The sequence below is a fragment of the Terrabacter sp. 2YAF2 genome, assembly GCF_052114705.1.
Lineage (GTDB): Bacteria > Actinomycetota > Actinomycetes > Actinomycetales > Dermatophilaceae > Terrabacter.
Genome location: NZ_JBFRFG010000015.1, coordinates 15276 through 29174, shown reverse-complemented (window position 1 = coordinate 29174; position 13899 = coordinate 15276). Strand labels below are relative to the sequence as shown.

10 protein-coding genes, 1 tRNA gene and 1 riboswitch are annotated in these 13899 nt (G+C 70.5%); of the genes, 3 read left to right on the top strand and 8 right to left on the bottom strand.

The features are described from left to right. Positions 1-5: 5 nt before the first annotated feature. Genes AB4030_RS15815 through AB4030_RS15805 form a run of 3 tightly spaced genes read right to left on the bottom strand, consistent with a single transcriptional unit; the run spans position 6 to position 3082 of the window. Complete coding sequence (locus tag AB4030_RS15815) at positions 6-1349, bottom strand: Dyp-type peroxidase (protein ID WP_442280168.1); 1344 nt, start codon at positions 1347-1349, stop codon at positions 6-8. Positions 1350-1383: 34 nt separating this feature from the next. Continuing rightward, the gene (locus AB4030_RS15810) at positions 1384-2502 is read right to left on the bottom strand and encodes a DUF4331 family protein (RefSeq protein ID WP_442280167.1); all 1119 of its coding nucleotides are present in this window, start codon (positions 2500-2502) and stop codon (positions 1384-1386) included. Positions 2503-2530: 28 nt separating this feature from the next. Continuing rightward, positions 2531-3082, bottom strand: a complete 552-nt coding sequence (locus tag AB4030_RS15805; protein ID WP_442280166.1) for a hypothetical protein — start codon at positions 3080-3082, stop codon at positions 2531-2533. A 494-nt stretch (positions 3083-3576) separates the two neighbouring features. Here AB4030_RS15805 and AB4030_RS15800 point away from each other — a divergent pair, with 494 nt between their 5' ends. After that, complete coding sequence (locus AB4030_RS15800) at positions 3577-6099, top strand: LuxR C-terminal-related transcriptional regulator (RefSeq protein WP_442280165.1); 2523 nt, start codon at positions 3577-3579, stop codon at positions 6097-6099. 161 nt (positions 6100-6260) lie between these two features. On the opposite strand, the gene AB4030_RS15795 is transcribed toward AB4030_RS15800, so the two are convergent. The 4 genes from AB4030_RS15795 to AB4030_RS15780 form a co-directional block, all read right to left on the bottom strand. Further along, positions 6261-6333 (bottom strand) — tRNA-Thr (locus AB4030_RS15795). A 185-nt stretch (positions 6334-6518) separates the two neighbouring features. After that, positions 6519-7205 (bottom strand): transglycosylase family protein, encoded by a 687-nt coding sequence (locus AB4030_RS15790; protein ID WP_442280164.1) that lies wholly within the window; start codon positions 7203-7205, stop codon positions 6519-6521. Between the two features lie 6 nt (positions 7206-7211). Beyond that, positions 7212-7400: riboswitch (cyclic di-AMP (ydaO/yuaA leader) on the bottom strand. A gap of 322 nt (positions 7401-7722) precedes the next feature. Further along, positions 7723-9549, bottom strand: coding sequence for a protein kinase domain-containing protein (locus AB4030_RS15785; RefSeq protein WP_442280163.1), 1827 nt, complete (start codon positions 9547-9549; stop codon positions 7723-7725). A 125-nt stretch (positions 9550-9674) separates the two neighbouring features. After that, positions 9675-10106, bottom strand: coding sequence for a CBS domain-containing protein (locus AB4030_RS15780; RefSeq protein ID WP_442280162.1), 432 nt, complete (start codon positions 10104-10106; stop codon positions 9675-9677). Between the two features lie 155 nt (positions 10107-10261). Between AB4030_RS15780 and AB4030_RS15775 the strand changes: the two genes are divergently transcribed. Both AB4030_RS15775 and otsB read left to right on the top strand, forming a co-directional pair. Further along, positions 10262-11776, top strand: a complete 1515-nt coding sequence (locus AB4030_RS15775) for an alpha,alpha-trehalose-phosphate synthase (UDP-forming) (RefSeq protein WP_442280161.1) — start codon at positions 10262-10264, stop codon at positions 11774-11776. Further along, complete coding sequence (gene otsB, locus AB4030_RS15770) at positions 11773-12576, top strand: trehalose-phosphatase (protein WP_442280160.1); 804 nt, start codon at positions 11773-11775, stop codon at positions 12574-12576. Before AB4030_RS15775 ends, otsB begins: the two co-directional genes overlap by 4 nt. A gap of 309 nt (positions 12577-12885) precedes the next feature. On the opposite strand, the gene AB4030_RS15765 is transcribed toward otsB, so the two are convergent. Further along, a complete protein-coding gene (locus tag AB4030_RS15765; RefSeq protein WP_442280159.1) occupies positions 12886-13899 on the bottom strand; it encodes a LacI family DNA-binding transcriptional regulator in 1014 nt (337 codons plus the stop codon).

The window sequence follows — 13899 nt, the reverse complement described above, 5'->3', positions numbered from 1 at the left end:
CCTCCTCAGGTGTCCAGCTCGCCCAGCCACTTCAAGGCCCGCAGTCCGGGCGCGAAGCAGTACTCACCACCACGGGTCGTGACGAACGACGGCAGTTGGCGCAGCCGTCGCCGGATCGGCACGTGCGGGATCGTGAAGTCGGTCGGCGTGTGTGCGCCGCCGACCAATGGGTCGCTCTCGTCAGAGGCGCCGATGAACACGCCGTCGTTGATCCACTGGGTCTTGACGAACTCGAACTGTCTCTTCAGGTGGGAGCCCGCGAAGACGAAGATGATCCCGCGGTCGAGGCCGTCGTCGTCGAGGACTCCCTCCGCGAGCATGGGACCGTAGCTCGTCCCTCGACGGATCATCCGATGCAGCCGCACGTCTACGCTGTTCTCGTCCTCGAGAGCGTCGCGGGGGTTCGCCCGGCGTGCGTGAGCGCCCGCAGGGCACTTGAAGCCGCGCAGGTCCTCGCGGTAGCCGAACGAGTTGTTGCGTGTCGGGTCCGCGCCCAGCTCGGGGTCGTCCGTTTCGGGTGCCAGTGCCAGCGGAGCACCACTCGGCCAACGACCAACCATCTTCGCGGCGAGAAGACGCTCCTCCTCGCGGCTTCGGGCGGCCTCCCTCAGGTAGCGGCGGTATGCCGCCACATCGGTCCGCAGCTTTCGCAACACCAGGAACGTCCCGTTGCGGCCGAGGACCTCTGGGGCCGGCATGGGCGGAAGCGCCCCCGTCTCGTCGGGGTAGCCGAGGATGAACTCTCCGGCCTTGATAGGCCTCTCATGCCGGTTGCGCACCGGCTGTCCGCTTCCTTCGACGTCGGGGTTGCCGATGCCGTCCTTGAACCCGAAGGACGTGCGGCCGGAGGGCAGCTGGTAGCAGTCCTGCCGCCAGACCACCTCGATGGAGGAGAGATCCGCGTAGCGTTGGCGCGCAAGCTCCGCCACGATCTGCAGGTGCCTCTCGTCCCGGGCCAGCACCGAGACCGCCACGTGGACAGCATCCGTCCCGAGTGGCCACTCCCAGTGCTCCGGGCCGCTCGGCCCCAGATCACCCAGTTCCTGCGCGCGACGCGCCATACCCTCGCGGAACTCGGCCGGGAAGGTGTCCAGCATCGACTGCGGCACGCCCAGGGCGGCCAGTCCGGCACAGGTGAAGGCGACCGTGGCCCAAGCCTGTGTCTCGTCTTCCGGAGCCTCCTTCTCGGCGGCGAGCAGGGCGTGCAGGCGCCGAACCAGTTCTCGCCCCTCTCCGGCGTCGTGGAGCTGAAGCAGGAGGTAGCGGCCCACGTACGGCGACGGGCGCTCGCGCAGCGCTCCGGCTTGGATGTCGTCGAGCTCGAGGACGGTCTTCGGCTCGACGCTCATGTCGGCTCCTGCACGGCTCGGTCCGCCTGCGTGCTCATAGGTGCTCGGGCGGTGTCGGTGGGTCTGGGTTGGGTGTCGAAAGGTAGGGAAAGACCGCCGAGGCAGGGCGGCTCGCGGCGTCCACGCCATCCGTGATCACGGGGCCTTGGCCGCCGTTGATCCAGAAGGTGTAAAGGGTGTCGATGACGTCGTCGTTGAGCGCCCGACCGCCGCAGGTGAGCGGCGCGTGGCCCGCCATCACGGCACGCTCGATCTCGAGGAAGGAGCCTTGCTCCGCGTAGGGACGCGACGGGTCGACCACGAGGTAGTCAGCCAGGACAAGCTCGGTCAGCGGGTGCGCACCGGAGGCGTCCAGCGGCCACTGGGCGACGCCGTCCAGCCTGTCCCAGAAGGCGAGGTTCGCGTGCAGCCGCGCCCGGTAGGCACCGGTGTACGAGCTGCCCAGCTGAAACGCGTCCTCCATGTTGTAAAGGTCTCGAATCTCCAAGTCACGGTTGACCTGATCGAACTGCTTCGGCCCCAGGAGGAGGTTCTTGACCTCGGGCCGGCCGACCCGTTCGATGCGGACTGAAAGCGTGCCGCGGGTTCGTGTCTCGGCGACCACGGCGACCGGCCCGACGTGTCCCAGCACTCTGTCGCAGTCCAGCTCGATGACAAGGGCCAGGACGTTCTTGCCGTCCATGAAGATCGACCCGGGGTCGGTGAACGAGAGTCGCTGCTCGGCAATCGTCCGCAGGCCTGCTGGCGCGTCCATGATGAACGGGTCCCACCGAGGCCCGGCGAAGACCCGCACCCCGGACCCGTCGTCCATGGAGTGTCCGAGTGTCTCGAAGGAGCTCACCCCACCGTCGGGCAGGGCGAGGCGACCGATCTGAGCGCCGGCCCCGGCACGGTCGTCGAACACGCAGTCCAGGACCCACTCAGGCGACACGGCCACTCCGACGCGGCGCTCGGCGGGGTTGAGGTCGACCGGGCGAAGGCGGAAACGGTAGATCAGCCCGTCGGAGAACCGCCCGTCCACGGGCGCGAACGGCAGCGTGTTCATGACCAGCACGAGGCGGCCTGGGCGCTCAGGACTCGGAAACGCGTAGACATCGGTGATGTCTGCGATTGGGTCCGCGAGCGCACGTGGGCCTGAGATGTGGTCTGACACGAAGTCCCCTATCCGACTTCTGAGCGGCTCACGCGTCCGCTGCCTCGTCGAGCAACGGCTTGAGCGTCGGGTCGCTCAGCGCGGCCTCGGCATCGGGGTCATCCAGGACCTGCTCGAACGCGACCCTGAGTCGGTGCGCCCTCCGGAGTTCCTTGACGGTGCCCGGGTAGTTGCGGGCGTACGCCCCGGCGGTCTCCTGGGCGCCCAGGATGAAGGACTTGACCGCCGCCACGTCCGGCAGCCCGTTGTAGCCCTCTGTGTGGCGGAAGATCGCGTCGAACAGCTTCAGCGGTCCAGCAGACGCGAAGTCCTCCATGTAGGCGTCCCATGAGCCGTCGAAGCTTGTCGCGAAAAGCAGCCGCGTGTCATCGTCGAACATCACGAATCTGGCCTCGTGGATGTTGGCGATCGCCATCTCGTAGTCCCCCGGGCGATAGCCCGGGGAGTCCATCAGCGCGTCCAGTGCCTTGCGCAGTTCCTCGGCGTGGCCTGGAATGACGCGGAAGAACAGGCTGAACTCGCTGGTCGACCCCACCCGGAGGCCCGGCCGGTCACGGGCCACCTCGCTGGCTGCGGTCATCTCGGGGCCTCCTGGTCTCGGTGGCGCACCTGAGACGCCGACAGCCCTCAATCTCCCCGGGCGTACACCGCCCGGCATCACCCCGCGGGAGTGATACGCCGTAACGCGGAGTCCCGCCCGTCAGAGCCATCACCCCCCGTGGGGGATGCCGGCACCCGACCGCGCCGGGCACAGTGAGGCGACCGGTGCCTGAGGTGCCGAACCGACCCAGGGGACGGCGCGATGACCACAGCTTGCTGTTTCAGCTTCTCATCGGTACGCCGGCGCAGATCAGGGCTGCGCCTGGCTAGACGCCCGGCGCGGGAAGGGTCTCGCCGTGGACGGGTTGCGGGTGACTCTCCCGGCGGCGGACCGGCCCCTGCACGAACTGGGACGTCCGCTCGAGAGGAAGGGGACTCGTGGTCGGTCCACGTCACGCGCGTATGACCCCGCCCGTGACTTCCGCAGGGCTCATCGACCGTCCACACCTCATGCAGGTACTGGACGTTCGGCCGGTGACCGTCCTGGCGGGGATGGCGGGGTTCGGCAAGTCGACGTTGTTGGCAGCGGCTGCTGCCCGACACCAACTCCACGGTGCGGCGCTGTGGCTGACCATCGACGACTCGGACCGCGACCCGGTGCGCTTGGTGTCGGACCTGATGTCGGCCGCCGGCCTCGCCGGGATCGACGACCTCACCACCGCGATCGCCCCCGTGCGCACCTCCTCGCTGCGCGCCGAACCGCTCACCCTCGTCGACGCGCTGCTCGAAGCGCTCTACGACACCGCCGAGCCCCTCCTCCTCGTCCTGGACGACGTACACCACCTCGCCGGATCGAGGGCGTCGGTGGACGTGCTCGACCACCTGCTCCGCTGGGCACCCGGCGACATGCGCATCGCCATCGGCGCGCGGGTCGTGCCGCCCCTGCGACTGCAGCGCCTCCGGCTCGACGGGCGTCTCTCCTATCTCGCGCATGACCAGCTCGCGTTCAGTCCGCACGAGACGGCTCTGACGGTCAAGGCGTCCGGACTGGATCTGGGCCAGGAGGCCGTCGACTCCATCCACGACGCGACGGTGGGCTGGCCCGCCGGGGTACGGATGGCGATCTTGGCGGCCCGCCAGAGCGACCGCGTTGGCAACCTGCCGTCGCAGCTGCGGCGCGACTGGGCGCTCGCCGACTACCTCGCGACCGAGGTGCTCGCCTCCCTGCCGGAGGAGCTGCGCGACTTCGTCCTCGACAGCTGCCTGGACGAACAGGTCTGCCCGTCGCTCCTGGACAGCATCCGGGGAACGACGACCGCGGAGACGCTGCTCGAGCAGTGCCTTTCGGACGGCATCTTCCTCTCCCGGGGCACCGCCGCGACTGACGAGCCCTGGTTCAGCTGGCATCCCCTTTTCGCCTCGCACGTCCAACGGCGTGTGTCGAGCGATCGGCCCGCGCGCGCTGCCGAGCTGCACGCCGCCGCTGCCGCGTGGTGGGTCTCCGTCGACGTACCGACGGCGATCGAGCACGCGGCAGCCGCCAGCGACGAGATGGCTGCTCGGATCTTCTCGGAGCACTGGCTGCAGCTCTTCCTCGAGGGTCGGGTCGACGCAGTGATGGGTGCGATCGAACACCATCCACACGGCCTGACCGCCCACGGCGACGCACACCTGGCCAGGGCGCTGGTGCTTGTGCGTCGAGGGCGGTTCGACGCCGCGCGCGCCGAGGTCGCCGCGGCCCACGAGGTGGCCTCCACTGTGCGGGACGAGGCCAGCGCGCGCCTCGATGAACGCACCGCCGTCGTCGAGCTCGTGCTGACCGGCTACGACAAGGGGCTCGGGGTCGCCGTCGAGACGGGTGAGGCCCTGCTCGAGCAGCTGGCGCGGGCAGAGCGTGTCCCCGACCCTACGATCACGGCATCCCTGCAGGTTGTAGTCGGCATGGGCGAAGCCCGTCTGCAGAGCCACCTCGAGCTCGCTCTTCACATGCTGCGGGCCTCGGCCGCGACCGCGCACGACCACGGGCTGGTCGCCCTTGAACTGACCGCTCTGGCGGAGTCGTGCATTCCTGCGATTGCCGAAGGCCGGCTCACCGAGGTCCACGACGTCGCCGTCGACGTGCTGGAGCGGGCCTCCGAACGAGGCTGGGCCGGCCTCGTGACGCTGGCACCGGCCGTCGCCTACCTCGGCTGGCTCGACTACTGGAGGGGTGACCTGACCCAAGCCCGGTCACAGCTCGAGCGAAGCCTGTCGATGGTGCTGCCCTTCGACAGGGAGCTGCGCGGGCTCACGCTGAACTTCCACGTCACGACATGCCTGGCGCTTGGTGACGCCAGAGCGGCTCGAGCCAGCATCACCGCCATCAGGGCGATGTCCGGGTCCGGGACGGTACCACCATGGTGGCCGTCGATGCTCGACGGGCTGGAGGGACTGGCCCTCATCGCCGAGGGCAAGCCGCGCGAGGCAGCCGCGCTCGCCTCGTCCGCCCTGGCGGGGCCCGAGTACGGACTCGCCCAAGCCCACCGGGCCAAGGTCCTGCTGCTCGCGGGGGATCCTGCGGCGGCGCTGGCGGAACTGGACCGGGTGCCCATCAGCACCACGTTGGTGCACATCACCTGCCTGTCGCGCTGCATCGAGGCAGAAGCCCGGGCGATGCTGGGTCAGGCCGACGCCCACGCCTCACTCGAACACGCGCTGGCCGCGGCTGAACCCGACCAGCTCTACGGGCCGTTCATCGCCGGGGGCAACCGGATGGTGGACTTGCTCCGGGCCCACCTGCGGCACGGGACCGGCCACCACGCTGCACTCACTCAGGTGCTCTCGCGCCTTTCGAGGCCGCGCGAGAACCACGGTCTCGGGTCGAGTGCGCGCCTCACCGACCGCGAACGCGTGATCCTGCAGTACCTCGCAACCACCCTCACCAACGCCGAGATCGCCGAGGCCGAGTTCATCTCGCTGCACACCACCAAGACGCACGTAGCGCACATCTACCAGAAGCTCGGCGTCAACAGCCGCCGCGCCGCCATCCGCCGGGCGACAGAGTTGGGGCTCTACTAAGGACGCGACGTCACCGCCCCATCTGCCGTCTCCCGCGACAGACTCGGTTTCGAGGTGCTGATGGACACCGACTCGCAGAGGGCAACTCCGAGATCAGCCCCAAGCCACCTCCATGCCCGCGAAACCGCAGGTAGGGGCCCTGTTGCTCGATCTGAGCACGGAGCTGGCGAGGGGACTCGAACCCCTAACCGCCTGTTTACAAGACAGGTGCGCTACCAATTGCGCCACGCCAGCACGCCCGGGCGCGAGCGCCGCGGACGGGCGAAAGCGTAACCGAGCCCAGCGGCATACATGCAAACCGACGGGCCTCGGACGCGCTTCGCGCCTGCGACGGGCTCGCCGTCCGGGAACGAGAGAACGGCCCCGCGCAACCCAGGGGTTGGTGGCGCGGGGCCGTCCGGCTCAGTTGTATCAAAAACTCACGGAAGACGCAGCGTCTGACCCACGAAGATCAGGTTCGGGTTGGTGACGCGCGCTCCGTTCGCCTTCCAGAGGGCCTGCCAGCCACCGGCCACGTGGTAGCGCTGGGCGAGCTTGCCGAGGGTGTCACCGCTGTGCACGGTGATCTGGGCGCCCTTGGCCGTGTTCCTCGCGACCGGCGCGGCGGCGTACGTCTTCTTCTTGCTGACCGACTTCTTGACGGTCGACGTCGTGACCTTCTTCGTCGTCGTCAGCGGCGCGCGCGTGGTGGAACGCGAGACCGCGATCTGGCTCGACGTCGCGCCGCCGTTGGCACGCGTCAGACCGGCGCGGACCGAGCACACCGGCCAGGCGCCGGGGCCCTGGGTGGCGAGGACGCGCTGGGCGATCGCGATCTGCTGGTCCCGCGTGGCGAGGTCGGCGCGCGGGGCGTAGGCCGTGCCGCCGAAGCCGCTCCACGTGCTCGGCGTGAACTGGAGGCCTCCGTAGAAGCCGTTGCCCGTGTTGATGGCCCAGTTGCCGCTGGACTCACACGCGGCGACGGCGTCCCAGACCGAGGATGCCTTGGCCGATCCGGCCGTGGCCAGGCCGCCGATGATGGTGGCCGCTCCGGCAATGCCGACTCCCGCGATGCGCTGCTTGACCGAGATCTTCTTGGCAGCAGCATGCTTGGACAGGTACTGCATGGTGGTGATTCCTTCCTGACGCGCGCCTGCGGGGTTAGCTGTCGGGTTGGGGCGTCAGGTGCCCTGTCGCAGAAGCGACTTCACCCCCAGGCCAGTTCTCGTCCTCATTGACACGTGCTTCGACACACATGCACTCACTGGCCACACTGGGTCCCCCGTCCTCGCCCGGCCCACGGGTGTGGGCTACATCCCTGGCTGGCGAGGCTCGGCGCGCTCAGGGAACGGATTTGATGGGTGTCCATGTGAAGTTGTGGGAGCGTACGTGTGGAGCCGGACGCGACGAAGCGAGCCGGGAACCAAGTGGTGAAGTTCCCGTTCCGGCCGAGGCCGGGTTCCGCCGAGCACTGACGGTACGTGACGTTGTCACCTCGCACAACCCAAGCCGAGACACTTCCGTGATCTTTTTCGGAGCCGCTGCCGAACCTGGTGCGCTACGGGGACACAGGAGTGGCACAGAGGTTCCTGGCGGGCCCCACAGGCAGCTCCGGAACGCCTCAGGCTCGCAGCGTTCCGGTCGTCACGGCCCGAAGGGACTGCCGGAGAAGGGTTTCCACGTGAGGCTCGCGCCGTGTCGCAACGCCACCAGCGCAGCGACGAGACCCAGGACGACGAAGAGCCCTCCCACGATCTGAGACGCCAGGCCGACGGGCACGAGGCGTCGCACCATCGAGCGCGACCCACGCCGCAGCGAGGCGCCACCTGGACCCCACCACAGCATGAGCAGGCCCAGGACGCCGCCGACGGCGAGGGTGATCGGTGCGCCGGGGCCGAGCTCCGTGCCTTGCGTGCCGGCGAGGAGCAGGGCGGTGGCGAACACACCGGCCAGCGCCACGGCGACGGGCAGCAGCAGCCCCACCACGGTCGCGATGGTGCCGACGACGAGGTGCCACGGACTCGAGACGACGGCGAACGGCACGTCGCTGCGCCGCCGCCCGAAGTCGTAGCGCCGCAGCACCAGGGCGGTGACGGAGCGGTCGGTGGCGCGGGCGAGCGCGGACAGGGCCACGAGCGCGACGAGCGCGATGCCCGGCCACGCCATGAGGGCACCGATCCACGCGGCGCTGACCGCGGCCAGCAGCCCGGTGCGCATCGGCAGGCCGATGCGCGGGTCGCCCTCGCGCGGGGCGGGCTCCTCCTCGTCCCACTCCTCCTCGGGCCAGTAGCCGCCCCCCGGGCCGTCATCGACGTCCCCGTGGTCGTATGCCGTGAGGTCGGGTGCCGGGGCACGCGGGCCGGTCGGGGGCGGGGCCCACCGCGCCGCCGTGTCGGCCCCGCGGTGCGCCGTCGGGAGCGCGACGGGCGGCCCGGCCGGGGGCGGGAGGGGCGGCATGACCGCCGTGCTGCCGCCCTGGACGACCTGGGTGTCGCCCGGGACCGCACCCGAGCCACCCGGGCCGCCCGACCGGCCGTCGTCCCAGAGGCCGCCGCTCGGCGTCGGGACCGTCGCGGCCCGTCCTGCGGCGTAGAGCTCGAGGGCGGCGATCACCTCGTCGGCGTGCGGACGCAACCTCGGGTCCGGTGAGAGCGACGCGCGAAGGAGGGGCACGAGGCGCGGGTCGACCCCGTCGAGGTCGACGTCGCCGGCCCGGACGCGGGTGAGGACGGCGTCCATCCGGGCGCGGCCGAAGGGCGGTCGTCCCGACGCGGCATACGTGATCGTGGCGGCCCAGCCCCACCAGTCGGTGGCGTCGGTGATCGCGGCGCCCTCGACGAGCTCGGGCGAGAGGTAGCCCGGTGTTCCCATGACCAGCCCGCCGACGGTGTGGCGCACGTCGTCCTGCAGGTGGGCGATGCCGAAGTCGATGAGCACGGGTTCGCCGTCCTCGATGAGGACGTTGCCCGGCTTGATGTCACGGTGGACGACACCGCACGCGTGGATCGAGCGGATCGCCTCGGCGATGCCCCGGGCGAGGCGCAGCAGGTCGGCCGGTGCCAGGGGGCCGCGCTCCTCGACGACCTCGTCGAGCGCCGGGCCGGGGACGTAGCGGGTCACGATGTAGGGCCGCGGGGCCATGACGTCGGCGTCGATGACGCTCGCGACGCGGGCGTCGCGGATGCGCGAGAGGGTGTCGACCTCGCGGGAGAGCCGCTGGCGCGCGTCGGCGTCATGGGCGACGTGGGCGCGCAGCACCTTGATCGCGACGGCGCGACCACGCGGGTCGAGGGCGAGGTGCACGACCCCCATGCCCCCCTCGCCGATCTCCTCGATGAGGCGGTAGGGGCCGAGCCGCTGCTCGAAACCGGGGCCTCCGGACCGCGTCCCCGCGGGTCCGCCGGTGCGGGGACCGGTGCGCGCGCCGGGCCGAGGGGTGGGCACCCGCTCGGTCCGGTCGTACGCAGTCATGCCCCTACGGTATGCGACGAGCGGGCCGCCGCCGGAACGTTGCCGCCTCGTGCCGCGGAGTGTCCCGATGAGTCCGATTCACCCGGTTCGACCGGTTGGGTCGGTGCGGCCGTCGAGCCGTCCGTTCAGTGGGTGATGTAGTCGCGCAGCTGGTCGCGCTCGGACTGCAGCTCGGACAGCCGGTGCTTGACGATGTCGCCGATGCTGACGATGGCCGCCAGCTTGCCGTCGCGGTCGACGATCGGCACGTGGCGCACCCGCAGCTCGGTCATCGTGCCTGCCAGGTCGGCGATGTTGTCGTCGGCCGACCCCGTGGTGACATCGCTCGTCATGATCTGCGACACCGGAGCCTCGAGCACGCTCGTGCCGGTGCTGTGGAGGTGACGCACGATGTCGCGCTCGCTCACGATGCCCTCGACGCTCGACCCGTCGGTGCTCACCACGACCGCCCCGATACGGTGCTCGGCCAGGAGCGCGAGCAGGCCGGAGATCGTCTCGTCGGGCTTGATGGTGATGACCTCGCTGCCCTTGCTGCGCAGCACGTCAGAAACCTTCACGACGACTCCTTCGCCTCGGCGCGGTGCCCGCTGGCGGTCCATCCGAGCCACCAGAGATGCCTTGTCTCCGACCCTAGAACGGGACCGCACCGGGCGCCACTCTTCCCTCGTTAGAGTGAGACCCGTCCCTCCGTCCAGCCGCAGGAGTTGATTCCGTGCCGAACTCTCGGCCGACCTACGACCTCGTCATCGCCGCGAACCGGCTGCCCGTCGACAAGGTGATCACCGACGACGGTGAGGTCGAGTGGCGGCGCAGCCCGGGCGGCCTCGTCACGGCCATGGAGTCGGTGATGCGGGCCCAGCCCGGCGCCTGGGTCGGCTGGGCCGGGGACGCCGGCGACGCCCCGGAGCCCTTCGACGAGGACGGCATCCACCTGCACCCGGTCGCGCTGTCGACAGCCGAGGTGCGCGACTACTACGAGGGCTTCTCGAACGACACCCTCTGGCCGATCTACCACGACGTCATCGTGCCGGCGACCTTCCATCGCGAATGGTGGTCGAGCTACCAGACTGTCAACCAGCGCTTCGCCGAGGCTGTGGCCGAGGTCGCCGCCGAGGGTGCGACCGTCTGGGTGCAGGACTACCAGCTGCAGCTCGTGCCGACCTTGCTGCGCAAGCTCAGGCCCGACGTGCGGATCGGGTGGTTCAACCACATCCCCTTCCCGCCCGTCGAGCTCTTCGCGCAGCTGCCGTGGCGCGCCCAGCTGCTCGACGGTCTGCTCGGCGCCGACTTCCTCGGCTTCCAGCGCCAGGCCGACGCCCGCAACTTCGTCCGCGCCTGCCGACAGCTGCTCGGTGCGCGGACGAAGCGCGACCGCGTCACCGTCGAGGGCGCTAACCGCCAGGTCCGCGCCGCCGCCATCCCGATCTCGGTGGACTTCCGCGGTCTCGAGGAGCTCGCGAAGCGGCCCGATGTCATGGCGCGGGCCCGTGAGATCCGCCAGAGCCTCGGCGACCCCGAGGTCCTCATGCTCGGCGTCGACCGCCTCGACTACACCAAGGGCATCCGGCACCGACTCAAGGCCTACGAGGAGCTCCTCTCCGAGCGACGCATCGGTCCGCCCGAGGTCACCCTCGTGCAGGTCGCCACCCCCAGCCGCGAGCGCGTCGACGCCTACCGGATCCTGCGCGGCGAGATCGAGCAGACCGTCGGTCGCATCAACGGCGAGCTTGGCAAGATCGGGGCGCCGGCCGTGCACTACCTGCACCACTCCTACCCCCGTGAGGAGATGGCCGCGCTCTTCCAGGCCGCCGACGTCATGCTCGTCACGCCGCTGCGCGACGGCATGAACCTCGTGGCCAAGGAGTACGTCACGTGCCGCCACGACCTCGGTGGCGCGCTCGTCCTCTCCGAGTTCACCGGTGCCTGGCACGAGCTGCACCAGGCCTTCGCCTGCAACCCGCACGACATCGAGGGCCTCAAGCAGACGATCCTGCGCGCCATCAACACCCCGGCCAAGGACAAGCAGCGCATCATGAAGGCCCTGCGCCGCCGGGTGTCCGACCACGACGTCCAACGATGGGCGGCCCGCTACCTCGCGGCCCTCGCCGCGGCGCCCGACCTCCCGCAGGCCGAGCCCCAGAACCCGCCCACCCCGCACGCGGTGACGACGCCGCTCATGCCGGCCCCGAACGAGGCGCGGGCCACCTCGAGCGGATCGCGCTCGTGAGCGCCGTCGCACCCATCGGCGAGGCGCTCGAGCGCGCCGCCGAGGCCGCCACCCTGCTCGTGGCCACCGACTACGACGGGGTGCTCGCCCCCTTCGACGCCGACCCGATGAAGGCGACGCCGGTCCCCGGCACCATCGACACGCTGCGCTCGCTCGCGGGCCTGCCCGGCGTCCACGTCGCCGTCGTGTCGGGCCGTGACCTCGCGACGTTGCGCACCCTCACCGAGATCCGCGAGGACGAGCCGATCGTCCTCATCGGCAGCCATGGCGCCGAGTCGTCGAGCCCGGCCGTGCGCGAGGCCATGGAGGCCGCCGCCGTGACACCCGACGACGAGGCGACCCTGGCCGAGCTGCGCTCCGACATCGAGGCCCTCGTCAAGGAGCAGCATCCTGACGCCGGCATCGAGCACAAGTCGGCGGCCGTCGTCGTCCACGTGCGCGGTCTGCCGCGAGAGACGGGCGACGCGGCGATCGCCGATGCCCGACGCGTGGCTCTCGACCACCCGGGGGTCAAGGTGCTCAAGGGCAAGTCGGTGCTCGAGCTCTCGGTCTCGCACGCCGACAAGGGCTCTGCCGTCACCGCGCTGGGTCGCCACGTCGACGCCGGCGCGCGCATCTACCTCGGCGACGACGTCACCGACGAGGACGCCTTCACACGCATGCGCCGCCCCGACGACCTCACCGTGAAGGTCGGCACCGGATCGACAGCCGCCCGTTACCGCGTCGACGACGAACCCGCAGCCGCGGCCCTCCTCCAGCGCCTCTGGCAGCTCTGCTCAGCCACCCGCGTCGCGCGCTGACCGCAGCGAACGCGCGACCCGGCATACGCCCCACCTGGCGACAACAACAACTCCGCCCCGGCGGACCTGGCGCAACCCCCGACCCCGAATCCCCCTCAACAACTCCACCCCGGCGGACCTAGGGCAGTCTCCGACCCCGAATCCCCCTCCACAACTCCACCCCGGCGGACCTGGGGCAGCCCCCGACACCAGATCCCCCTCCACAACTCCGCCCCGGCGGAGTTGTGGAGGGTTGCTGGCGGCCGGAGTTGCCGGCGCGTGCCCGGATGGGACGACCGAGAGCGTATGCCGCCCGTGGCGCCCGCGTGGTCAGTGGCGCCGGACGGCGCCTGTCGAACCGCGGACGACGAGCTCGGGGCGGAAGACGTACTCCGCACGGGGAGAAGGCTGCCCAGCGATCTCGTCGAGCAGCGCGCGCACCGTCGCAGCACTCATGGCGTTGACGCTCTGGCGCACCGTCGTGAGCGGCGGGTCCGTGAAGGCGATGAGGGTCGAGTCGTCGTAGCCCACGACGGAGAAGTCGCGCGGCACGCTGAGCCCACGCTTGCGGGCCTCGCGGATCGCGCCGAGGGCCATGAGGTCCGAGCCGCACACGACGGCCGTCGCGCCGCGGTCGAGCAGGCGGCCGGCCGCGGTCGCGCCGCCCTCGACGGAGAAGAGCGAACGCTCGATGAGGTCGTCGACGTCGGACCGGCCGGTCAGCTCCTGCATGGAGTGGCGGAAGCCTGCGATCTTGCGGATGACCGGCACGTAGCGGTCAGGCCCGACGGCCAGGCCGATCTCACGGTGCCCCAGGCTCACGAGGTGGTCGAGCGCGAGGCCCATCGAGGCGACGTCGTCGTTGCTGATGAAGGGCGCGTCGACGCCCTCGATGTAGCCGTTGACGAGGACGAGCGGGAGGTTGCGCTCGCGCAGTGCGATGTAGCGGTCCGGGAGCGTCGTGGTGTCCGCGTGCAGCCCGGAGATGAAGATGATGCCGGCCACACCCCGCTCGAGCAGCATCTGGACGTAGTCGTCCTCGTGCACTCCCCCGGCGACCTGGGTGCAAAGCACCGGCGTGTAGCCGTTCTGCGCGAGGGAGTTCTCGATGATCTGCGCGAAGGCCGGGAAGATCGGGTTGGTCAGCTCGGGCACGATGAGGCCGACGAGACCGGCGCTCTTGCGGCGCAGGCGACTCGGGCGGTCGTAGCCGAGGACGTCGAGCGCCGTCAGCACCGCCTGGCGGGTCGACTCGGCGACCCCCGGCTTGCCGTTGAGCACCCGGGACACCGTGGCCTCGGACACGTTCGCCTGGTCCGCGATGTCGCGCAGTCGTGCCTTCAC